This is a genomic window from Klebsiella sp. CN_Kp106 (assembly GCF_040064575.1).
Classification (GTDB): domain Bacteria; phylum Pseudomonadota; class Gammaproteobacteria; order Enterobacterales; family Enterobacteriaceae; genus Klebsiella; species Klebsiella michiganensis.
Window position 1 is genome coordinate 1 of record NZ_JBEAIG010000004.1, and the last position, 22,151, is coordinate 22,151.

Consider the following 22,151-nt stretch of genomic DNA (forward strand, 5'->3'; position numbering starts at 1 on the left):
CTGCGCTCTTTTCCCGGGGGCGGCGCTTAACGCGCCTTGCCCGGGCTACGGGTTTACAGCTCGTCTGCAGGTCCGGTAGCCCGGACAGGCGCATCGCGCCGCCTCCGGGTTTATTATTCACAGCAGTTCAATAATATCGCTGTCTTTCGGCGTGCTGCCGCTGAGGGCTTCATCGAAATAATGCTTCGGTACGGTAAAGCGCAGATGATCGAGGGCAAACTGCATACTGCGATCGTCAATCGCGTGCCCCAGATCTTCAACAATATCCAGCGTCACGTCACCGCCGGCCTGCTGCAGCGCCTCCTGCCCCGCTACCGCCCACGCCAGATCGATCACCCGATCTTCACCGCCGTGGATCAGGTGAACAGTGGTCGCGGTCGTCGCGGTCTCCGGCAGCGTCGCATAGCGGCCGTTAAAGGCGATCACCCGCGATGCCAGACCCGGCTCGGCTTTAATGCTCTCCAGCGACATAATCGCCCCCTGTGAGAAGCCGATCAGCGCCGTCGCCTGCGGGCTGACGCCGCTCTGCTGTTGCCAGTAGCGCACCGTTTCAATAAAGGTCGGCATGATGGCATCCACCCGCTGCTGGCGATTTTCTTCGCTAACGCCCTGCACGGAAAACCACTGGCGTCCCGGAGGCGGACCGCACGGCTCAGCGCCGCCGATACTGACAATCAGCGCATCGGGAAACAGCGGCGCAAACCAGCTACCGATTTGCCCCATGGCCACCGGGTTATCGCCGACGCCATGAAACAGCAGCAGCAGTTGCTGTGCAGGTGTCGCGGGGCTCTGAACAATAAAATGATCGTGTTTCATGGCTGTCTCCTTAATGTCTGCAAGGAAGTTTACGCCGCAGGCGAAATATGACCATGCCATTTAACTGAAGGAGTTAGTTAAAAAAATTGCAGCATTTTAACCTGCCGGCGCAGGTCGTTGGCGCGGTTTTCATCCAGGCTGAGCAGCGCCTGCGCCGCCTCTTCGCGCAGCCTGGCCAGGAGCGCTTTCCGTCCGGATAAGCCTAACGTCCGGCAAAGCGCGGCCTCATCCTGCTGCTGCAGGCGGGCCCGCAGCGCCGGAAGCGGCAGCTCCACCAATATAAGCAGGCGATTGAGGCTACCCGCCGAGGTCAGTAGCGGACGATGGGCAAAAGCAAAACCCGCCACCTCCAGCCAGTCTTCTTCAGTAAGAATAGTCGCTTTCAGCGCCGCCAGCGGCACAGGTTCATCTCGCCACTCGCGCAGCCAGAATTCGTCGCGCTGCAGCCGTTGGGCTTCTTCGCTTGCCAGGCGATGGCCCGCTTCGCTGAGAGGATAGAGCGCCATCGCGGTGTAACAGCCGCTGCTGGCTTCCCGATGCGTGCCCAGCCGCACCAGCGTAAAACCGCAGTGTTGCCAGAAGCGCCACAGCTCAGGCGTGTAGCCAAAACTCACCGAGAGATAATCCCGGTCCGCAGCCTGCGACGCCGCCCGGGCCACCAGCCGCTGCCCCAGCCCTTCGCGCTGGCAAGCCGGATGCACGGCAATACGGCTGATGCGCAGCCCCACCAACGTAGCCGCCAGTGGGCTACCGCCGTGCGCCGCCAGCGACTGCGCCACCAGATTGCCGCGCGGACGGCGATAGCCGGCCCACACCGCCTGGCTAAGCGGCGGCTCAAGACCGCCCTCCTCCACCAGCCATAGCGCTCCGGCGATGCGCTCCCCGCCGCGGGCGCAGGTAAAATGCTGCCCCGGCGCATCCATCATGCGCCGGAGGTCCAGCGGCGAGGTGCGATAGTGGGCCCCGGAGAGCAGTTGATACATCGCTTCCGGTAACGCAGGCTGTCGCCGCCAGCTCTCCTGGTTGACGCTTTCCAGCGCGATATCGCCGCCTGGCGCGTGCTGAAAGGTCTCGTCGTTGAACAGCAGCAGCCGCGCAATCGCTGCCTCCAGCGGGCAGCCGCTTGCCCAACGGATGGGCGTCGTCAGGCTAAACTGCCGTAAGTGCGCAAAACTGGCGCAAAACTTAAGCAAAAAGCCGCGTCCCGTCCCCTCGTACCCCTGAACGGTAGTGGTCAACAGCGTCCTCGGGAAGCGGGAGACAAGCTGGCGCAGCAGCGGCCCGGGGATGGCCGCGGCCTCATCGACAATCAGCCATCCAGCGGTGCAGCCGGAAGCCAGCAATGCGTCGGGGGCCATAAAGCGGAAAGCCTCCCCGGCGAATGTCGCCATCACCTCCGCTGCTCCCCGTGCCGGTGCCGTGACGATGGCATCTCCCCCCAGATGGCGAATAAGCATTCCCGCGAGCGCGGACTTGCCTCGCCCGCGCTCGGCGGTTAGCGCCGCAATACCGGGAGGGAACCGGGCCAGTTCGGCAAGCACGACAGCCTGCTCCGCCTGCGGATGTCCGTCGGCGGGATGCCATGGCGGGCGCACGGGTAACGCGGGCACCGCAAGTTCATTGCCCTGCCGCCAGAGAATGGACGCGTTATCCGCACTAATCTGTTGGCAAAAACGATAAACAAAATTCGGCGTAGGGATGGGGTCGGGAGCGTCGCTCCAGCGCAGAGAATCCGCATCAGGACGGGCCGGCCATTGCGCAAAGTCGGGAGTGAGCAATACCAGCCAGCTTCCGGCGCGCAGCGTACCGGCTAATGCGGCAAAGGCCGCCACATCAAAACCCTCGCGGGCATCGAAAAAGGCGTGCTGGAATTCGCGGCCCAGCAGCGATTTCAGGGCAGCAGACGAGACGTACGGCTCGGGCATCGGACGCGGGCCGACCCACAGCCCGTCGCCCGCCAGCGCGGTACGTACTCTTTGCGCCTGACGCAGGGTCCAGGCATCGTCGCCGCTGAGAACCAGCAGACGACGAACGCCTTCGCGCGCCATCTGCGCCGTCAGGTGACGCAGTTCATCCATGACAACAGAGCATTACAGCGCGTTGCCGAAGGTGTTGCACTGCGCCGGGTCGCCGCTATCGAAACCGCGTTTAAACCAGGTATAGCGCTGCTGCGACGTTCCGTGGGTAAAGCTGTCCGGCACGACGCGCCCCTGGCTCTGCTGCTGCAGGCGATCGTCGCCAATCGCCTCTGCGGCATTCAGCGCTTCCTGCAGATCGCCGGTCTCCATGTAGTCTTGCTTCTGCATGTTGTAGCCCCAGACGCCGGCAAAGCAGTCCGCCTGTAGCTCCATTTTTACCGACAGACGGTTCGCTTCCGCCTGCGAAGCGTTTTGCTGCAGCTGGCGCACTTTCGATTCAATACCCAATAGCTTTTGTACGTGATGGCCAACCTCGTGGGCGATAACGTAACCCTGCGCGAAATCGCCGCCGGCGCCAAGCTTGTTTCTCATCTCATCGTAGAATGACAGGTCGATATACACCGTGCTGTCCGCAGGGCAGTAAAAAGGCCCCATGACCGATTGACCGGTGCCGCAGGCGGTCCGCGTCGCGCCGCGGTACATCACCAGTTTGGGCTGCGGATACTGACGACCCATATCTTTAAAAATAGCGCCCCAGGTATCTTCCGTGTCCGCCAGAATCACCTTCGTGAATTTCGCGGCCTCTTCATCCTGCGGGCTAATGGAGCGTTGGGTGGTTTGCTGTTGAGATACCGGCTCGCCGGTCAGCATGCCGGTTAAATCCACGCCGTAATAGCCCGCCACCAGAACAATAATCAGCAGTACAATGCCGCCTTTACCGCTGGGGAGACGAAAACCGCCTCCGCCGCCCATCGGTGAACCAGATTGACCACGACGATCTTCCACATTGTCGCTCTCGCGACGTCCTTGCCAGCGCATAAGCACCTCAATTCATCATATTAACCAATGAATAAGATCGTAGGCGGTTCAGCGGAGGATTACCACAGGAAACAGCAAGAAGAGCGCCAGAAGAAGAAAACTTCTTCTGGCGTCGGGGGATTAGTCGAGCTTCACGCCCAGGCGATGAGCGACTTCTTCGTAGGCTTCAATCAGGCCGCCAAGGCTCTGGCGGAAGCGGTCTTTGTCCATTTTATCCATGGTTTTTTTATCCCACAGACGGCTGCCGTCCGGAGAGAATTCATCCCCCAGCACCACTTCGCCTTTGAACAGACCAAACTCCAGCTTGAAGTCCACCAGGATCAGGCCCGCATCGTCAAACAGCTTTTTCAGCACATCGTTAGCTTTGTAGGTCAGCTCCTGCATACGCGCCAGGTTCTCTTTGCTCACCCAGCCAAAGGTTTCACAGTAGGATTCGTTGACCATCGGATCGTGCATGGCGTCGTTCTTCAGGAACAGGTCGAACAGCGGCGGGTTGAGCTCGATGCCCTCTTCAATCCCTAAGCGTTTCACCAGCGAACCGGCAGCGCGGTTGCGCACCACGCACTCCACCGGCACCATATCCAGCTTTTTAACCAGACACTCGGTATCGGACAACAGCGCTTCCATCTGGGTCGGGATACCCGCTTCCGCCAGCTTGCTCATAATGAAATGGTTGAACTTGTTGTTCACCATGCCTTTACGATCGAACTGCTCAATGCGAGCGCCGTCCCCTGCTGACGTATCGTTACGGAATTCGAGTATCAACAGATCCGGGTTTTCGGTGCTGTATACCGTCTTCGCTTTACCACGATACAACTCAGCTTGCTTTTGCATCTTTGTCACTCCAGTGATGATTAACGATAAAAATTTGTGCTTTTCTGCCGACGCACACGTTTGCGTCACTATACATTAAAAAGGGCCGGATTGCTCCAGCCCTGTTAATTACTTACTTAATGCAGCCTGGAATACGGCGACCAGGGCATCATTTTGCGACTGCGTCAGCGTATGGCCTTTCGGGTCGATGAACTGCAGACTGCTGCGGTTATCGAGGTCCCCGACCTGCAGTTTATAATCGCCGGAAACCAGCTGCGGGTCGCGGGCGCCCAGATCGGTCCAGCCGCTGTCGGAAAGCGGTTTGTAGGTGACGGAGAAGCTGCCCTGAGAACGAGAGCTATCGGTGACCTTCATGCCCACTTTTTCCAGCGCGCCCGGCAGGCGTTGCCACACCAGGTTAAACGGCGCGCGAACGATCAGCATCGGCAGGCCGGTATCATCAGCGCCGCTCTGCACGTCGAAGGTCGCCCCGGCGTTTTTCTGCGCGGCGTTCTGCGCGCTGGTGGCGTTCAGATCCAGACCTTCGGAGATGACGTTCAGCATGGCGGTACTGTAGCGCTGCAGCGAAGCCGGATCGGCAACAGGTTTACCCGCCTGCTCCAGATTCACCAGCTTCACGATCACCGCCTGCTGATAGCCCTGCTGCTTAACTGAGATTTGATAGCGACCACGATACTGCTGGTCTTCATCGAGGCGATTCCATTCGACCCAGTCGGTATTCAGCGTCTGGCCGGCATCGTCGCGTTTCGCGATAGTGTAGTTTTTCGACTGCACGATGCTTGCCACCTGCGCCCACAGCGAACCGCTGCGTCCGTTTTCCACCATCAGCGTCGCGGTATCACCGTTAAACTGCGTACGCGCGCCGCTGACCAGCGCCAGTGGCTGGGCCGGCGGACGAATGTCCAGGGCTTTGCCAGTGTTACCGGTGCTGGTCGCAACCGGAATATTATAATCACCCACCTGAATCGGCAGGATCATCCCTGCTGGCGCGTGAAGTTCACTAAGCGGCGTAGCCTGCAAATAGGCCTCGTCGCCGCTCACCTGACGCTTGTAGCGCGAGTCAGAACTACAGGCCGCGAGGAGTAGAACCAGCGAAACACCCGCAACCTTCGCCAGGCGCGACTTCTGTACTGAGTAAGCCATCAAATCTCCCTAAACTTTACAGCAAACCGGCATGCTTCAGCGCTGCGGTCACAACCTTAATACCGTTTTCGGTAATCGGGGTCATCGGCAGGCGTAGCGTATCGGTCGCCACAAGACCCAACGCCTTACAGGCCCATTTGACCGGAATAGGGTTGGGTTCGACAAATAATTTGGTATGCAATGGCATCAGACGCTGGTTAATCGCACGAGCTTCGGCAAATTGACCTGCTAGCGCCAGTCGGCACATCTCGGCCATTTCGCGCGCCGCAACGTTTGTCGTTACGGAAATCACGCCATGACCGCCAAGCTGCATAAAGTCCATTCCGGTCGCGTCATCGCCGCTCAGCAGAATAAAGTCATCTGAAACCAGCTCTTTGATCTGATGAACGCGGCTTAAGTTCCCCGTCGCTTCCTTAATACCGATAATATTTTTAATTTCCGCCAGACGACCAACGGTTTCAGGCAGCATATCGCAACCGGTACGGGACGGCACATTATACAGGATTTGCGGCAGGTCAGTATGTTCTGCGATAGCTTTAAAGTGTTGGAACAGCCCTTCCTGGGTCGGACGGTTGTAATACGGCGTTACCGTCAGGCAGCCAACCACGCCGCTATCGTTAAATCGCTTGGTCAGGCTAATCGCCTCTGCGGTTGCATTTGCACCGGTACCGGCAATGACCGGGATACGCCCGTCGGCCAGCTCCAGCGTCTGCATCACCACATCACCATGCTCTTCATGGCTCAATGTTGCGGACTCTCCGGTAGTCCCTACCGAAACGATCGCCGAGGTTCCGCTGGCGACATGATAATCAATCAGTTTTTTCAGGCTTGACCGGCAGACGTTGCCGTTTTCATCCATTGGCGTGACAAGCGCTACAATACTTCCCGTAAACATGGGCCATCCTCAGAGCATAAGTGGGACAAGATTCTCAATGTTACGTTTGGAGTCGTAATAAAAGCAAGAGACCCGATGCCATCAGGGATGTTGTATGCCGGTTTTTTTTATGCTTTCCTAACGTTACCTCACCTTTTTAAAGGAAGAACAGGTTTGACAGCCTCATTACAACACTATCTGGTTATTACCGCGTTGGGTGCTGACCGCCCAGGCATCGTGAATACGATCACTCGTCACGTCAGCAGCTGCGGCTGTAATATTGAAGACAGTCGGCTGGCCATGCTTGGCGATGAGTTTACGTTTATCATGCTGCTTTCCGGCTCGTGGAATGCAATTAACCTGATTGAATCCACTCTGCCGCTGAAAGGCGCCGAGCTGGATCTGCTTATCGTGATGAAGCGTACAACCGCGAGACCGCCTCAGGCGATGCAGAACACCGTCTGGGTTCAGGTTGAGGTGCCGGATTCGCCGCATATCATTGAGCGGTTTACGGCGCTGTGCGATACGTGGAAAATGAACATTGCCGAGCTGGTTTCCCGCACTCAGCCCGGAGCGAACGACGAGTCAGCACAGCTTTTTATTCAAATCACCGCCCACAGCCCGACTACGCAAAATGCATCAAATATCGAACAAGCGTTCAAAGCCCTATGTACAGAACTGAATGCACAAGGCAGTATTAACATTGTTAATTATTCACAGCATGATGAACAGGATGGAGTTTGAGTGATGAACCCACTGAAAGCCGGTGATATTGCACCGAAATTTAGCTTACCGGACCAGGACGGCGAGGAAGTAAATTTGACCGACTTCCAGGGACAGCGTGTTCTGGTTTATTTTTATCCGAAAGCCATGACCCCGGGCTGCACCGTACAGGCGTGCGGTTTACGCGATAATATGGACGACCTGAAAAAAGCAGGCGTTGAAGTACTGGGTATCAGTACGGATAAACCAGAAAAACTCTCCCGTTTCGCCGAAAAAGAGCTGCTGAACTTCACTCTGCTGTCTGATGAAGATCATCAGGTATGCGAGCAGTTTGGTATCTGGGGTGAAAAAACTTTTATGGGGAAAACCTACGACGGTATCCATCGTATTAGCTTCCTCATCGACGCCAACGGCAAAATCGAACATGTGTTTGATGATTTCAAAACCAGCAATCACCACGACGTGGTGCTGAACTGGCTGAAAGAAAACGCCTGACGCTAAGACAAACGCAAGACGCCGGGTCGTTCTCAACCACCCGGCGTCTTTTTTAGGGCATTCCTTGCGGCTTCGCGCTAATGCTCGTCTTCCACTATCAGGCCATCCGGCCAGGCGTGCACCACCGCTTTGATGAGCGTCGCCAGCGGAATAGCGAAGAACACGCCCCAGAATCCCCACAGACCGCCAAAAATAACCACCGACAGAATAATCACCAGCGGATGCAGGTTAACGGCTTCCGAGAAGAGTACCGGCACCAGCAGGTTGCCATCCAGCGCCTGAATAATCAGGTACACCGCAAACAGGCTCCAGAACTCGGTTCCCGCGCCAAACTGGAACAGCGCCACGCCCACCACCGGAATGGTGACCACAAACGCGCCGATATAGGGGATTAATACCGAGAACCCTACCAGCACCGCCAGCAGCAGCGAATAGTTGAGGCCAAAAAGGATAAAACCAATCCACGTCGCCACGCCGACGACAATCATCTCCAGCACCTTACCGCGAATATAGTTGGTAATTTGCTGGTTCATCTCTTTCCATACCTGCCCGGCCAGGCCGCGGTTGCGCGGCAGCACCCGGCGTACGGCATTAAGCATCTGCTCTTTATCTTTCAGCAGAAAGAAAACCATCAGCGGCACCAGCACCAGATAGACCGCCAGGGTCAGCAGCCCGACCAGAGAGGCCAGCGAATATTTCACCACCGAGTCGCCGACGGTTAACATCCGGCTGCGCATATTCTCCGCCATCGCATCGATAATGCCGGCATCCATGAGGGCCGGATAACGGCGCGGCACCGTGGCGGCGAAATCGGAAAGTTTATTCAGCATCCCGGGCATATCGCGAATCAGATAAATGCCCTGCTGCCAGGCAACCGGCATCACCACAAACGCCATCAGCAGCAGAATGCCGACAAACAGAATCAGAACGACCGAGGTGGCCCAGGTACGTGAAAACCCGATACGCTCCAGTCTGACGGTGGGCCACTCCAGCAGATAGGCCAGAACAATCGACACTAACAAAGGTGCCAGCAGGCCGCTGAAGAAAAACATAATGCCGAACCCAGCCAGCAAAATGACCAGCAGCGCTATCGCCTCCGGGTCGCTGAACCGACGACGGTACCACTGCATTAACATCTGGAGCATAAAACCCTTCCCTGAAGAGCGGAACTGTAACAATCTCAGGAATTGTATCGAAATGTCACAAAAAAGACTTCGCTTTTTATGGGTAAAACCACAAACATTACTGGCCGGATGAATATCATATTTGCAACGCCGCGAACGACGGCTAAACTCGCTGGACCTGCTTGCGGTCAGGGAACATTACGCCGCACAATCGGTCAAACTGGCACACCTACATTACAGGACAGAGGTTATGTTCAGGCAGTTGAAGAAAACGCTGGTGGCGACCGTCATAGCGTCGCTGACGCTGGGTTCAATATTACCTGCTTTTGCCGATACCGCAGACACTCTGCCGGACATGGGCACCTCCGCAGGAAGCACGCTCTCCATCGGCCAGGAAATGCAGATGGGAGATTACTACGTGCGCCAGCTGCGCGGCAGCGCGCCGTTAATCAACGATCCGCTGCTGGTGCAGTATATTAACGGTTTAGGCATGCGCCTGGTGTCGCACGCCAATTCCGTTCGCACCCCGTTCCACTTTTATCTGATTAATAACGATCAAATAAACGCCTTTGCTTTCTTCGGCGGTAACGTCGTACTGCACTCGGCCCTGTTCCGCTACTCGGATAATGAAAGCGAGCTGGCGTCGGTAATGGCGCACGAAATTTCTCACGTCACCCAGCGCCATCTCGCCCGCGCGATGGAAGACCAAAAGCGTAACGCTCCGCTGACCTGGGTCGGCGCGCTGGGCTCGATTCTGCTGGCGATGGCCAGCCCGCAGGCCGGGATGGCCGCGCTGACCGGCACCCTGGCGGGCAGCCAGCAGGGGCTGATCAGCTTTACCCGTCAAAACGAAGAAGAGGCCGACCGCATTGGCATTCAGGTCCTTCAGCGCTCCGGGTTCGACCCGCAGGCGATGCCGGCGTTTATGGGTAAGCTGCTCGACGAGTCGCGCTACTCCACCCGGCCGCCGGAAATGCTGCTGACCCACCCCTTACCGGAAAGCCGTCTCGCCGACGCCCGCAACCGTGCGAACCAGATGCGCCCGGTTGTCGTGCAGTCCTCCGCTGACTTCTACCTGGCGAAGGCCAGAACGCTGGGCATGTACACCTCCGGCGACAATAAGCTGGGCAACGACCTGCTGAGCAGCTGGGAAAAAGGCAATATTCGCGAGCAGCACGCCGCCCAGTACGGCCGCGCGCTGCTGGCCATGGGCAATAACAATTACGATCTGGCGCGCAAAACGCTGCAGCCGCTGCTGAGCGCCGAACCGCAGAACGCCTGGTACCTTGACCTGGCGACCGATATCGATCTCGGGCAAAAGAGAGCCACAGACGCGATTAATCGCCTGAAGGGCGCCCGCGAGCTGCGTACTAATCCGGTGCTGCAGCTCAACCTCGCCAACGCACTGCTGGAAGGCGGGCAGCCCGGGGAAGCGGCGACGATCCTTAACCGCTATACCTTCAATAATAAAGATGACGTCAATGGTTGGGATTTGCTGGCGCAAGCGGAAGCTAAACTGGGAAATCGCGATCAGGAGCTGGCAGCCCGAGCGGAAGGCATGGCGCTGGTTGGCCGACTCGATCAGGCCATTACCCTGCTCAGCAGCGCCAGCTCACAGGTAAAATTAGGCAGCCTGCAGCAGGCCCGCTACGATGCGCGTATCGATCAGCTGCGTCAGCTGCAGGAACGCTTCAAACCGTACCAGAAAATGTAAGGAGATCTCATGTCCGATACGGTCAAAATCTATCACAACCCGCGCTGCTCCAAGAGTCGCGACACGCTGAGCCTGCTGAAGGCTAACGGCATCGAACCCGAAGTGGTGCTCTATCTGGAGACGCCGCCGGATGCCGCCACGCTGCGCCAGCTGCTGAAGATGCTGGGGATGACCAGCGCGCGCGACTTAATGCGCCAGAAAGAAGATCTCTATAAATCCCTCGATCTCGCTAACCCGCAGCTGAGCGAAGATGCGCTGATCCAGGCGATGGTTGATAATCCAAAGCTGATTGAACGGCCTATCGTCGTTAGCCACGGCGAGGCCCGTATCGGTCGCCCGCCGGAGCAGGTTCTGGAAATCGTTAACTAAGTTGTTGATCCTCAGGCCGCGGCCCGCTAAAGCTTAAGGATCTCTTTCACGAAAGGAATGGTCAGCTTGCGCTGGGCAGTAATGGAAGCGCGATCGAGCTGATCGAGCGTCATAAACAGCGAACGCATTTCGCGATCCAGCCGCTTAAGCAGGAACCGACAGACGTCTTCCGGCATTTCGAAACCGCGCAGTCTGGCGCGCAGCTGAAGCGCCTGGAGCTTGTCTTCATCCGACAGCGGCTGCAGCTTGTAGATTTGCCCCCAGTCAAGACGCGAAGCCAGATCCGGCAGGCCAAGCTTGAGCTGGCGCGGCGGTCGGTCGCCGGTAATCAGCAGCCGGGTTTTACCGGACTCGAGAATGCGGTTGTAGAGGTCGAAAATCGCCATTTCCCACAATTCATCGCCCGCTACGCACTCAATATTATCGATACAAACCAGCGACAGGTGCTCCATCCCGTCCAGCACTTCAGGAACAAACCACGTCCGTTTATCCAGAGGTACGTAGCCCACCGCATCGCCGCGCTGGGAGAGCTCCGCGCAGGCCGCGTGCAGGAGATGGCTGCGCCCCGCCCCTTCGCGTGACCAGATGTAGATGTATCCGCTATGTTCCTGCCGCAGCACGTTCTGAAGGGCGGCAAGAAGAGAAGGGTTATCGCCCGGCCAGAAACTCGCGAAAGTTTCATCATCGGGAAGATACAGTGGCAAAGAGAGCTGTGCCGGTGCGTTCAGATGGACCTCAACATAGGCTTGCAGAAAAACGCGGAGAGTTTAGCACAGAAATACGCAAGGAGAGAACCGGGCAGGATCGCCGCCCGGTATAAGGATCAATGTTTTGCTTCTTCGCTATCCGCGGCGTCGAGAACCACCTCTTCCGGACGCAGCACGCTAATCAGTTTGAAGATCAGGCTCAGCCCGACGCCAACGATGGTCGCCAGCGCCATGCCTTTCAGCTCGGCGGCGCCGATATGCACTTTTGCCCCGCTGACGCCGATGATCAGGATAACGGAGGTCAGAATCAGGTTCTGCGCCTTGTTGTAATCGACTTTAGATTCGATCAGCACGCGAATACCCGAAGCGCCGATAACCCCGTACAGCAGCAGCGAGACGCCGCCCATTACCGGCAGCGGGATAATCTGGATCGCCGCCGCCAGCTTGCCGACGCAGGAGAGCAGAATCGCGATGATCGCCGCGCCGCCGATAACCCAGGTGCTGTAGACGCGGGTGATCGCCATCACGCCAATGTTCTCTCCGTAGGTAGTGTTTGGCGTGGAGCCAAAGAAGCCGGAGATCACCGTAGACAGGCCGTTGGCAAACATTGAACGATGCAGGCCCGGATCGCGGATCAGATCTTTTTTGACGATATTGGCCGTGACTACCAGATGTCCAACGTGCTCGGCGATCACCACCAGCGCGGCGGGGAGAATGGTGAAAATCGCAAACCATTCAAAGCGCGGGGTGTAGAAGGTCGGCAGCGCGAACCAGTGGGCCTCGGCGATGGGCGTGGTATCGACGACGCCCATCACGAAGGAGAGCGCGTAGCCGACCAGGACGCCGATTAAAATCGGGATAATCGCCAGGAAACCGCGGAACAGCACCGAACCGAAAACCGTCACCGCCAGCGTCACCATCGAAATAATAATGGTTTTGCTGTCCGGCGATTGCCCGTCAGCGGGCAGCAGACCGGCCATATTCGCCGCCACGCCCGCCAGCTCCAGGCCGATAACCGCGACAATCGCGCCCATCGCCGCCGGTGGGAACATCACGTCCAGCCAGCCGGTTCCGGCTTTTTTGACAATAAAGGAGACGATGCAAAACAGCACGCCGCACATGATAAAGCCGCCGAGAGCGACTTCGTAGCCCAGCGGCAGCAGAAGCAGCACCGGGGAGATAAACGCAAAGCTCGATCCAAGATAAGCCGGAATTTTGCCTTTGCAGATGAAAAGATATAACAGCGTTCCGATGCCGTTAAACAGCAGTACCGTGGCCGGGTTGATATGGAACAGAACGGGCACCAGTACCGTTGCGCCAAACATGGCGAACAGATGTTGCAAACTAAGCGGGATTGTCTGTAAAAGCGGCGGTCTTTCACTCACCCCGATAGCACGGCGCGTCATGGCATTTTCCTCTGAGAGTCGTTTGTTGATTGCTGTTGGTGTGTTTTATTCAAAAAAAAGCCGACTCTCAAAGTCGGCTTTTTCTACTTCATCATTTATTTCGTACCAAAAATCTTATCGCCGGCGTCGCCGAGCCCCGGAATAATGTATCCGTGCTCGTTCAGGCCCTGGTCGATGGACGCGGTGTACAGCTCAACGTCCGGATGCGCTTTCTCCAGCGCGGCGATGCCTTCCGGCGCCGCCACCAGAACCAGCACCTTAATGCTGGAGCAGCCCGCTTTTTTCAGCAGGTCGATGGTGGCGATCATGGAGCCGCCGGTCGCCAGCATCGGGTCAACCACCAGCGCCATACGTTCGTCGATGTTGGATACCAGCTTCTGGAAGTAAGGCACCGGCTCAAGGGTCTCTTCGTTACGATAGATGCCCACCACGCTGATACGCGCGCTCGGCACGTGCTCAAGCACGCCTTCCATCATCCCCAGACCCGCGCGCAGAATCGGCACTACGGTAATTTTCTTGCCTTTGATCTGCTCAATTTCTACCGGGCCGTTCCAGCCTTCGATGGTGACTTTTTCGGTCGCCAGATCGGAAGTAGCTTCATAAGTCAGTAAGCTGCCAACTTCTGAGGCGAGTTCACGGAAGCGTTTGGTGCTGATGTCGTGCTCACGCATCAGGCCCAGCTTGTGTTTGACGAGTGGGTGTTTCACTTCCACGATCTTCATTCTCTTTCTCCTCTGAGGGGCAGCCACAAAAAAAATCGCCGGATTATACCGCCTTTTTCCTTTTACGCCATAGCCGATATGTTTGACCGGGATCAACCAAAATGCTTTACGCTGCCTGTGCCAGTATAAGACAAAATAAAAAAACCCCGCGAAGGCGGGGCTGAATGGGGCTTTACGGCCGTTTATAGCTTTTCGCCGTTGCTGCCGATAACCTGCTGATACCAGGCAAAAGATTTCTTACGGCTACGCGCCAGCGTGCCGTTGCCCTCATTATCTTTATCCACGTAGATAAAGCCGTAGCGTTTTTTCATCTCACCGGTTCCCGCGGAAACCAGGTCGATACAGCCCCACGGGGTATAGCCCATCAGGTCGACGCCATCCTCAACAACCGCTTTTTTCATCTCGGCGATATGGGCGGAAAGGTAGTCAATACGATACTGGTCATCCACCGAGCCGTCCGCTTCGCGCACGTCGATGGCGCCAAAGCCGTTCTCCACAATAAACAGCGGCAGCTGGTAATGGTCCCAGAACCAGTTCAGGGAGTAGCGCAGCCCGACCGGATCAATCTGCCAGCCCCAGTCTGACTTCTGCACGTACGGGTTGGAAACCAGGCTCTTGCTTTCATCGTAATCCAGCTGCGGATTATCATCCGTTGCTTTCGTGGCGAACGACATATAGTAGCTAAAGCCGATATAGTCGACGCAGCCCTGAGTCAGCGCCACGCGGTCTTCTTCGGTGATGTCCAGCGCAAAACCGCGACGCTCGAAGTAGTTCAGCAGGTGCTGCGGATAGCGGCCGCGCACGTGAACGTCGGTAAACCAGTAGCGGCGATGCATGGCGTTCATCGCCATCATCATGTCGTTGGGCGCGCAGCTCAGCGGGTAAATCGGACACATGGCTATCATGCAGCCAATCTGCAATGACGGGTTAATTTCGCGGGCGGCTTTAACCGCCAGCGCGCTGGCGACCAGCTCATAGTGCGCCGCCTGAAACATGACCGGCTCGCGGTCCTCCCCCGGCAGATATTTCAGTCCGGAGTTGGTGAACGGCGCAAAATCTTCGTGGAAGTTGGCCTGGTTATTGATCTCATTGAAGGTCATCCAGTACTTCACTTTGTGCTGGTAGCGGGTAAATACCACCCGGGCAAAGCGGACGAAGAAATCAATCAGTTTACGGTTACGCCAGCCGCCGTACTCCGTCACCAGATGGTACGGCATTTCGAAGTGGGAGAGCGTAATCACCGGCTCAATACCGTGCTTCAGGCACTCATCGAACAGGTCGTCGTAAAACTGCAGCCCGGCCTCGTTAGGTTCCTGCTCATCGCCCAGCGGAAAGATGCGCGTCCAGGCAATAGAGGTGCGGAAGCATTTGAAGCCCATTTCGGCAAACAGCCGAATGTCGTCTTTATAGCGATGATAAAAATCAATCGCTTCGTGGTTGGGGTAGTTTTTCCCCGGCAGCACGCCATCGGTGATTTCGCGCGGTACGCCGTGCGCGCCTGCGGTCATTACGTCGGCGACGCTCACCCCTTTACCACCCTCTTTCCAGCCGCCTTCCAGCTGATGCGCCGCCACCGCGCCGCCCCACAGAAAACCTTCTTTAAATCCGGACATGTTCTCTCCCTATGCGCAGTCGCCGCTCTGCGACCGGTATTGCTGATTGAAATGGTAAACCGCGCCTACCAGCCCGGCATCGTTGCCGTGGCTGACGGTGTCGATATATTCCGCAATGCCAAACCAGGCCAGATGTTCGCGCAGCAGCGCCAGAAAGCCCGGTCGTTCCACAATCCCGCCGCCGATCAAAATCGTTTGCGGGTCGAATAAGTTGACGAGGTTGTAAAGCCCGGTACCCAGGCCGTTAAAGAATTCAGCGACCAGACGTCGACAGGTGGCGTCGCCCGCATCGTAGCGGTCAAAAATCTCTTCGCCAGTGACGTCATCCAGCGCCTTGCCGATATGTTCAGCGTAGCGATGGCGCAGCACGCGCAGCGTGCAGTTTTCGTTCATCGAATAGCGCCGCACATCGCGGGTGCCCGGACGCGCGGTTTGCATATAGCCGAACTCGCCGGCGCGGAAGCGCGCGCCGTGGACCAGCTGGTTATTACAAAAAATCGCCCCGCCGATGCCGGTGCCGATGGTCAGGACCAGAAAGTTGCTCATGTCGGCGGCTTTACCCCGCCAGCGCTCGGCCAGCAGCACGCAGTTAGCATCATTCTCAATGGCCACGGGCAGCCGCACCTGCTGCTCAAGCCAGCGCTTGATGGCGAAGTTATCGAATTTACGGATGGCGCCGCCCATTTCGATAAAGCCGGTGTGCGGGTTAACGTAGCCGGGCGCGCTGATTGCCACCCCTTCACACGCCGGGTGAGCGGCGATCCACGCCAGCATCGCCTGCAGGATTTGGTCGCCGTCGCTGTCGACGATGTTCTGCTTTCCTTTCTCCAGCAGCGTGCCTTCGCGCGTCATTACCCCCATTTTTAACGCCGTGCCACCGATATCAAATGCGGCAATGTTCATCCTCAGCTTTCCTCCAGAATCCATCACATTCGCGGTTTATCTCTCCAGGAATCAGGAAAGAAACCGGTTTCACTGGCATGATGATTATTCCCGACAACGCTGGCAAGCAGAAGAATGTACCCGGTTTCATTTTCGTGAACAGTATCAAATTTGCGCACTTAACGGCCGTTTTACATCGGCTGCAAAGCAGGCTCGCAAACGTTTGCTATCCCTGTTAGAATTGCGCCGTTTTTTATTGCTACCGCAAACGCGTGGAGACTTCGCAGTGACCGATAAAACCTCTCTCAGCTATAAAGATGCCGGCGTGGATATTGATGCAGGCAACGCTCTCGTCGACCGTATTAAGGGCGTGGTGAAGAAAACCCGCCGCCCGGAAGTGATGGGTGGACTGGGCGGATTCGGCGCGCTGTGCGCGCTGCCGCAGAAGTATCGCGAACCGGTTCTGGTCTCCGGCACCGACGGCGTCGGCACCAAGCTGCGTCTGGCGATGGACCTCAAGCGTCACGACACTATCGGTATCGACCTGGTCGCTATGTGCGTAAACGACCTCGTGGTTCAGGGCGCAGAGCCGCTGTTCTTCCTTGATTACTACGCGACCGGCAAACTGGATGTCGATACTGCGTCGAGCGTAATCAGCGGCATTGCCGAAGGTTGTCTGCAGTCAGGCTGCGCGCTGGTGGGCGGCGAGACGGCGGAAATGCCGGGCATGTACCACGGCGAAGATTATGACGTGGCCGGTTTCTGCGTTGGGGTGGTAGAAAAATCAGAAATTATCGACGGCAGCAAAGTGGCCGATGGCGACGTGCTGGTGGCGCTGGCTTCCAGCGGCCCGCACTCTAACGGCTACTCTCTGGTGCGCAAAATTATCGAAGTCAGCGGCGTTGACCCGCAAACCACCGATCTCAACGGTAAGCCGCTGGCCGACCATCTGCTGGCGCCGACCCGCATTTATGTGAAATCCGTACTCGACCTGATCGCCAACGTTGACGTGCACGCCATCGCCCACCTGACCGGCGGCGGCTTCTGGGAAAACATCCCGCGCGTGCTGCCGGACAACACCCAGGCGGTCATTGATGAATCCTCCTGGCAGTGGCCGGACGTGTTCAACTGGCTGCAAACCGCGGGTAACGTTAGCAGCCACGAAATGTATCGCACCTTTAACTGCGGCGTCGGCATGGTCATCGCGCTGCCGGCGGAAGCGGCGGATAAAGCCATTGCCTTCCTGAACGACAAAGGTGAAAGCGCGTGGAAAATAGGGTATATCAAAGCCTCTGATTCCGAACAGCGTGTGGTCATTGAATGAAAAACATCGTGGTGCTGATTTCCGGTAACGGTAGCAACCTGCAGGCGATTATTGACGCCTGCGCCCGGAAAAAAATCAACGGCACCCTGCGTGCAGTCTTCAGCAACAAGGCCGACGCGTTCGGCCTTGAGCGCGCACGCGCGGCCAATATTCCGGCTCACGCGCTCGCCGCCAGCCAGTTTGCCAACCGGGAAGCTTTCGACCGAGAGCTGATGCACGAGATCGATGCTTACGCGCCGGATCTGGTGGTTCTCGCCGGCTACATGCGTATTCTTAGCCCGGCTTTTGTCGCCCACTACCAGGGGCGCATGCTGAATATCCACCCTTCCCTGCTGCCAAAATATCCGGGGCTGCACACCCATCGTCAGGCTCTGGAAAATGGCGATGAGGAGCACGGGACGTCGGTGCATTTTGTGACCGATGAGCTGGACGGAGGTCCGGTGGTTCTGCAGGCAAAGGTACCGGTTTTCGCTGAAGATACCGAGGACGACATTACCGCCCGCGTACAGGCGCAGGAACACGATATCTATCCCCTTGCTATCAGCTGGTTTGTCGACGGCCGCCTGCGCGCGGAAGGAAACGAAGCCTGGCTTGATGAAATAAAACTACCGCCGCAAGGCTACGCCGCCGAAGAGTAATCCATCGCCCTGCGTTTTATCCACGCGGGGCTTTTTTTGATTAAAATCGTTTAACAATCAATCATATTGAAGAAATAGTTCTTCTTACTGTCATATAGTTGTGACAGAGTGAATCGCTATGCGGAAAATTTCGTCATAATAGTCTATGTCCTGTGAGTAAAACGGAGTGTGAGCTGTAATGGGCCAGGAAAAGCTATACATCGAAAAAGAACTCAGCTGGTTATCCTTTAACGAGCGCGTACTTCAGGAAGCGGCGGACAAAAGCAACCCGCTGATCGAGCGCATGCGCTTTTTAGGGATTTACTCCAATAACCTCGATGAATTTTATAAAGTGCGCTTTGCCGAGCTGAAGCGCCGCATCATCATCAGCGAAGAACAAGGCAGTACCGCACACTCTCGCCATCTGCTGGGCAAAATTCAGGCCCGCGTGCTCAAAGCCGATCAGGAGTTTGACGGCTTATACAACGAGTTGCTGCTGGAAATGGCGCGTAACCAGATTTTCCTGATCAACGAACGCCAGCTCTCCGTCAACCAGCAGTCCTGGCTGCGTAACTACTTCAAGCTGTATCTTCGTCAGCACATCACGCCAATCCTGATTAACCGCGAAACGGATCTGGTGCAGTTCCTGAAGGATGATTACACCTACCTGGCCGTCGAGATTATTCGCGGGGATACCATCAATTACGCGCTGCTTGAAATTCCGTCAGACAAGGTGCCGCGTTTTGTGAATCTGCCGCCGGAAGCGCCTCGCCGCCGCAAGCCAATGATTCTGTTAGATAACATCCTGCGCTACTGCCTGGATGATATCTTCAAGGGCTTTTTTGATTACGACGCGCTGAACGCCTACTCGATGAAAATGACCCGTGACGCCGAATACGATCTGGTGCACGAGATGGAATCGAGCCTGATGGAGCTGATGTCCTCCAGCCTGAAACAGCGCCTGACCGCCGAGCCGGTGCGCTTCGTTTATCAGCGCGATATGCCCGACGCGATGGTCGAAATGCTGCGCGATAAGCTCTCCATCTCCAACTACGATTCAATGCTGCCGGGCGGTCGTTACCACAACTTTAAAGACTTTATCGGCTTCCCGAACGTCGGCAAAGCCAATCTGGTCAACAAACCGATGCCGCGTCTGCGTCATCTGTGGTTTGATAAATTCCGCAACGGCTTTGACGCAATCCGCGAACGCGACGTGCTGCTTTACTACCCGTACCATACGTTTGAACACGTCCTTGAGCTGCTGCGCCAGGCCTCTTTCGACCCAAGCGTGCTGGCTATCAAAATCAACATCTACCGCGTCGCGAAAGATTCACGGATTATCGACTCGATGATTCACGCCGCCCACAACGGTAAGAAAGTGACGGTCGTCGTGGAGCTGCAGGCGCGTTTCGATGAAGAAGCCAATATTCATTGGGCTAAACGCCTGACCGAAGCCGGCGTGCACGTTATCTTCTCCGCGCCGGGCCTCAAGATCCACGCCAAGCTGTTCCTGGTTTCGCGCAAAGAGGGCGATGAAGTCGTGCGCTATGCGCATATCGGCACCGGCAACTTCAACGAAAAAACCGCGCGTCTTTACACCGACTACTCGCTGCTGACCGCCGATGCGCGCATCACCAATGAAGTCCGCCGGGTATTTAACTTTATCGAAAACCCCTACCGCCCGGTCAGCTTCGATTATCTGCTGGTGTCGCCGCAAAACTCGCGTCGCCTGCTTTATGAGATGATCGATCGTGAAATCGCCAACGCGCAAAATGGTCAGCCATCGGGCATCATGCTGAAGCTGAACAACCTGGTCGATAAGGGGCTGGTAGACCGTCTCTACGCCGCTTCCAGCTCCGGCGTGCCGGTTAATTTGCTTATTCGCGGTATGTGCTCGCTGATCCCCGGTCTGGAAGGAATCAGCGAAAATATTCGCGTGACCAGCATTGTTGACCGTTTCCTTGAGCATGACCGCGTTTATTGCTTTGAAAACGGCGGCGATAAGCAGGTTTGGCTATCGTCCGCGGACTGGATGACGCGCAATATTGACTATCGTATCGAAGTGGCCGCGCCGCTGCTGGATCCGCGCCTGAAACAGCGGGTGCTGGATATTTTCGATCTCCTCTTCAACGATACGGTGAAAGCACGCTATCTTGATAAAGAACTGAGTAATCGCTACGTGCCGCGCGGCAATCGCCGCAAAGTGCGCGCACAGATGGCGATATACGACTACCTCAAATCACTTGAACAGCCCGATTAACCTATGCCAATAAACGAAAATGCCCCTCGGCCGCAGGAGTTCGCTGCGGTCGACCTCGGTTCGAACAGTTTTCATATGGTGATCGCCCGTGTCGTTGACGGGGCAATGCAGATCATCGGTCGTCTGAAGCAGCGCGTACATCTGGCCGACGGCCTGGATGAAAACTCTGTACTGAGCGAAGAGGCTATTGCGCGCGGGCTGAACTGCCTGTCGCTGTTCGCCGAGCGCCTGCAGGGTTTTGACCCATCAAGCGTCTGTATCGTCGGCACGCACACGCTGCGCCAGGCGACAAACGCCGCAGAGTTCCTCAAGCGCGCGGAGCAGGTCATCCCCTACCCGATCGAAATCATTCCCGGCAACGAAGAAGCGCGTCTGATTTTTATGGGCGTGGAGCACACGCAGCCGGAGCGAGGCCGTAAGCTGGTCATCGATATCGGCGGCGGCTCTACCGAGCTGGTTATCGGCGAGGATTTCGAGCCTCGTCTGGTGGAAAGCCGCCGTATGGGCTGCGTGAGCTTCTCTCAGGCCTACTTTGCTGGCGGCGTCATCAACAAAGAGAATTTCCAGCGCGCGCGTCTTTCCGCCGTGCAGAAGCTGGAAACTCTGGCCTGGCAGTTCCGCATCCAGGGGTGGAACGTCGCTCTGGGCGCATCGGGCACCATTAAAGCCGCTCACGAAGTGCTGGTGGCCATGGGCGAGAAAGACGGCTTCATCACTCCCGAGCGCCTCGAGATGCTGGTCGAAGAGCTGCTGAAGTATAAAAACTTCGACTCGCTAAGCCTGCCCGGGCTGTCTGAAGATCGGAAAGCCGTTTTTGCGCCCGGTCTGGCTATCCTGTGCGGGGTGTTTGACGCGCTGGCGATTAAAGAGCTGCGCTTGTCCGACGGCGCGCTGCGCGAAGGCGTACTGTACGAGATGGAAGGACGTTTCCGTCACCAGGATATCCGTAGCCGCACCGCGCAGAGCCTGGCGAACCAGTACAATATCGATCGCGAGCAGGCGCGTCGGGTGCTGGAGACCACCACGCATATTTATGAGCAATGGCAGGAGCAGAATCCCAAGCTCGCGAACCCCCATCTGGCGGCGCTGCTGAAATGGGCGACCATGCTGCATGAAGTCGGCTTGAATATTAACCACAGCGGCATGCACCGTCATTCGGCTTATATCCTGCAAAACAGCGATCTGCCGGGCTTTAATCAGGAACAGCAGATGCTGATGGCCACCTTAGTTCGCTATCACCGTAAAGCGATTAAGCTGGATGATTTACCGCGTTTCACGCTGTTTAAGAAGAAGCAGTTTCTGCCGTTAATTCAGCTGCTGCGCCTTGGCGTGCTGCTGAATAACCAGCGTCAGGCAACGACAACGCCGCCGAGCCTTACGCTGAAAACCGAGGCAAACCACTGGACGCTGACCTTCCCGCACGACTGGTTTAGCCAGAATGCGCTGGTGCTGCTCGACCTGGAAAAAGAGCAGGAATACTGGGAAGGGGTACCTGACTGGTGGCTGAAAATCAGCGAAGAAGAGAAGCCTGACGCGGCAAGCTAGTTTCGCGCATATGGGCCGGACGTCCG

General features: G+C 56.8%; 20 protein-coding genes. 8 read left to right on the forward strand and 12 right to left on the reverse strand.

The features are described from left to right. Nucleotides 1–117: 117 nt before the first annotated feature. From ypfH to dapA, 6 genes are all read right to left on the reverse strand, one after another. A complete protein-coding gene (gene ypfH, locus ABLU96_RS03775; protein WP_004853078.1) occupies nt 118–816 on the reverse strand; it encodes an esterase in 699 nt (232 codons plus the stop codon). 77 nt (nt 817–893) lie between these two features. Then, nucleotides 894–2,894, reverse strand: a complete 2,001-nt coding sequence (locus ABLU96_RS03780; protein WP_064404380.1) for a GNAT family N-acetyltransferase — start codon at nt 2,892–2,894, stop codon at nt 894–896. Nucleotides 2,895–2,906: 12 nt separating this feature from the next. Then, nucleotides 2,907–3,773 (reverse strand): neutral zinc metallopeptidase, encoded by an 867-nt coding sequence (locus tag ABLU96_RS03785; RefSeq protein WP_014839185.1) that lies wholly within the window; start codon nt 3,771–3,773, stop codon nt 2,907–2,909. Nucleotides 3,774–3,893: 120 nt separating this feature from the next. After that, a complete protein-coding gene (gene purC / locus ABLU96_RS03790; RefSeq protein ID WP_004104417.1) occupies nt 3,894–4,607 on the reverse strand; it encodes a phosphoribosylaminoimidazolesuccinocarboxamide synthase in 714 nt (237 codons plus the stop codon). A gap of 108 nt (nt 4,608–4,715) precedes the next feature. Then, a complete protein-coding gene (bamC, locus tag ABLU96_RS03795) occupies nt 4,716–5,750 on the reverse strand; it encodes an outer membrane protein assembly factor BamC (protein ID WP_049101678.1) in 1,035 nt (344 codons plus the stop codon). A gap of 16 nt (nt 5,751–5,766) precedes the next feature. Further along, complete coding sequence (gene dapA / locus ABLU96_RS03800; protein ID WP_004853086.1) at nt 5,767–6,645, reverse strand: 4-hydroxy-tetrahydrodipicolinate synthase; 879 nt, start codon at nt 6,643–6,645, stop codon at nt 5,767–5,769. A gap of 153 nt (nt 6,646–6,798) precedes the next feature. Between dapA and ABLU96_RS03805 the strand changes: the two genes are divergently transcribed. Continuing rightward, nucleotides 6,799–7,368 (forward strand): glycine cleavage system transcriptional repressor, encoded by a 570-nt coding sequence (locus ABLU96_RS03805; RefSeq protein ID WP_004123480.1) that lies wholly within the window; start codon nt 6,799–6,801, stop codon nt 7,366–7,368. Nucleotides 7,369–7,371: 3 nt separating this feature from the next. Continuing rightward, nucleotides 7,372–7,842, forward strand: coding sequence for a thioredoxin-dependent thiol peroxidase (gene bcp / locus ABLU96_RS03810; protein WP_004104423.1), 471 nt, complete (start codon nt 7,372–7,374; stop codon nt 7,840–7,842). A gap of 77 nt (nt 7,843–7,919) precedes the next feature. Here bcp and ABLU96_RS03815 read toward each other — a convergent pair whose 3' ends face one another. Then, nucleotides 7,920–8,987, reverse strand: coding sequence for an AI-2E family transporter (locus ABLU96_RS03815; RefSeq protein ID WP_004123481.1), 1,068 nt, complete (start codon nt 8,985–8,987; stop codon nt 7,920–7,922). A gap of 229 nt (nt 8,988–9,216) precedes the next feature. Here ABLU96_RS03815 and bepA point away from each other — a divergent pair, with 229 nt between their 5' ends. Then, nucleotides 9,217–10,680 carry a beta-barrel assembly-enhancing protease gene (gene bepA / locus ABLU96_RS03820; RefSeq protein WP_004853093.1) on the forward strand — a complete coding sequence of 488 codons (1,464 nt, stop codon included), beginning with the start codon at nt 9,217–9,219 and terminating at the stop codon, nt 10,678–10,680. Nucleotides 10,681–10,689: 9 nt separating this feature from the next. Then, on the forward strand, nt 10,690–11,049 hold the full coding sequence (gene arsC, locus ABLU96_RS03825; protein ID WP_064404375.1) for an arsenate reductase (glutaredoxin): 360 nt from the start codon (nt 10,690–10,692) through the stop codon (nt 11,047–11,049). Between the two features lie 26 nt (nt 11,050–11,075). Here the strand turns inward: arsC and ABLU96_RS03830 are convergent, their stop codons facing one another. The 5 genes from ABLU96_RS03830 to bglK all read right to left on the reverse strand — a co-directional run bounded on the left by ABLU96_RS03830 (nt 11,076) and on the right by bglK (nt 16,400). Then, nucleotides 11,076–11,777 (reverse strand): DnaA inactivator Hda, encoded by a 702-nt coding sequence (locus tag ABLU96_RS03830; RefSeq protein WP_211800913.1) that lies wholly within the window; start codon nt 11,775–11,777, stop codon nt 11,076–11,078. 95 nt (nt 11,778–11,872) lie between these two features. Then, on the reverse strand, nt 11,873–13,162 hold the full coding sequence (uraA, locus tag ABLU96_RS03835; protein ID WP_004853099.1) for a uracil permease: 1,290 nt from the start codon (nt 13,160–13,162) through the stop codon (nt 11,873–11,875). Nucleotides 13,163–13,257: 95 nt separating this feature from the next. Continuing rightward, complete coding sequence (gene upp / locus ABLU96_RS03840; protein WP_004123492.1) at nt 13,258–13,884, reverse strand: uracil phosphoribosyltransferase; 627 nt, start codon at nt 13,882–13,884, stop codon at nt 13,258–13,260. Between the two features lie 182 nt (nt 13,885–14,066). Beyond that, the gene (locus ABLU96_RS03845) at nt 14,067–15,497 is read right to left on the reverse strand and encodes a 6-phospho-beta-glucosidase (protein WP_014230344.1); all 1,431 of its coding nucleotides are present in this window, start codon (nt 15,495–15,497) and stop codon (nt 14,067–14,069) included. A gap of 9 nt (nt 15,498–15,506) precedes the next feature. After that, nucleotides 15,507–16,400, reverse strand: a complete 894-nt coding sequence (gene bglK, locus ABLU96_RS03850) for a beta-glucoside kinase BglK (protein ID WP_014230345.1) — start codon at nt 16,398–16,400, stop codon at nt 15,507–15,509. A gap of 265 nt (nt 16,401–16,665) precedes the next feature. Here bglK and purM point away from each other — a divergent pair, with 265 nt between their 5' ends. The 4 genes from purM (at nt 16,666) to ppx (ending at nt 22,125) form a co-directional block, all read left to right on the forward strand. After that, the gene (gene purM, locus ABLU96_RS03855; protein ID WP_004853107.1) at nt 16,666–17,703 is read left to right on the forward strand and encodes a phosphoribosylformylglycinamidine cyclo-ligase; all 1,038 of its coding nucleotides are present in this window, start codon (nt 16,666–16,668) and stop codon (nt 17,701–17,703) included. Continuing rightward, a complete protein-coding gene (gene purN / locus ABLU96_RS03860; protein WP_004123497.1) occupies nt 17,700–18,341 on the forward strand; it encodes a phosphoribosylglycinamide formyltransferase in 642 nt (213 codons plus the stop codon). Before purM ends, purN begins: the two co-directional genes overlap by 4 nt. A gap of 178 nt (nt 18,342–18,519) precedes the next feature. Then, complete coding sequence (gene ppk1 / locus ABLU96_RS03865; protein WP_004123499.1) at nt 18,520–20,580, forward strand: polyphosphate kinase 1; 2,061 nt, start codon at nt 18,520–18,522, stop codon at nt 20,578–20,580. A gap of 3 nt (nt 20,581–20,583) precedes the next feature. Further along, a complete protein-coding gene (gene ppx / locus ABLU96_RS03870; protein WP_004853121.1) occupies nt 20,584–22,125 on the forward strand; it encodes an exopolyphosphatase in 1,542 nt (513 codons plus the stop codon). Nucleotides 22,126–22,151 lie beyond the last annotated feature (26 nt).

Bases quoted from the DNA above. Each gene is read 5' to 3' on its own strand.
- ypfH (WP_004853078.1), bottom strand. From the start codon at position 816: ATGAAACACGATCATTTTATTGTTCAGAGCCCCGCGACACCTGCACAG.
- ABLU96_RS03780 (WP_064404380.1), bottom strand. From the start codon at position 2,894: ATGGATGAACTGCGTCACCTGACGGCGCAGATGGCGCGCGAAGGCGTT.
- ABLU96_RS03785 (WP_014839185.1), bottom strand. From the start codon at position 3,773: ATGCGCTGGCAAGGACGTCGCGAGAGCGACAATGTGGAAGATCGTCGT.
- purC (WP_004104417.1), bottom strand. From the start codon at position 4,607: ATGCAAAAGCAAGCTGAGTTGTATCGTGGTAAAGCGAAGACGGTATAC.
- bamC (WP_049101678.1), bottom strand. From the start codon at position 5,750: ATGGCTTACTCAGTACAGAAGTCGCGCCTGGCGAAGGTTGCGGGTGTT.
- dapA (WP_004853086.1), bottom strand. From the start codon at position 6,645: ATGTTTACGGGAAGTATTGTAGCGCTTGTCACGCCAATGGATGAAAAC.
- bcp (WP_004104423.1), top strand. From the start codon at position 7,372: ATGAACCCACTGAAAGCCGGTGATATTGCACCGAAATTTAGCTTACCG.
- ABLU96_RS03815 (WP_004123481.1), bottom strand. From the start codon at position 8,987: ATGCTCCAGATGTTAATGCAGTGGTACCGTCGTCGGTTCAGCGACCCG.
- bepA (WP_004853093.1), top strand. From the start codon at position 9,217: ATGTTCAGGCAGTTGAAGAAAACGCTGGTGGCGACCGTCATAGCGTCG.
- arsC (WP_064404375.1), top strand. From the start codon at position 10,690: ATGTCCGATACGGTCAAAATCTATCACAACCCGCGCTGCTCCAAGAGT.
- uraA (WP_004853099.1), bottom strand. From the start codon at position 13,162: ATGACGCGCCGTGCTATCGGGGTGAGTGAAAGACCGCCGCTTTTACAG.
- upp (WP_004123492.1), bottom strand. From the start codon at position 13,884: ATGAAGATCGTGGAAGTGAAACACCCACTCGTCAAACACAAGCTGGGC.
- ABLU96_RS03845 (WP_014230344.1), bottom strand. From the start codon at position 15,497: ATGTCCGGATTTAAAGAAGGTTTTCTGTGGGGCGGCGCGGTGGCGGCG.
- bglK (WP_014230345.1), bottom strand. From the start codon at position 16,400: ATGAACATTGCCGCATTTGATATCGGTGGCACGGCGTTAAAAATGGGG.
- purN (WP_004123497.1), top strand. From the start codon at position 17,700: ATGAAAAACATCGTGGTGCTGATTTCCGGTAACGGTAGCAACCTGCAG.
- ppk1 (WP_004123499.1), top strand. From the start codon at position 18,520: ATGGGCCAGGAAAAGCTATACATCGAAAAAGAACTCAGCTGGTTATCC.
- ppx (WP_004853121.1), top strand. From the start codon at position 20,584: ATGCCAATAAACGAAAATGCCCCTCGGCCGCAGGAGTTCGCTGCGGTC.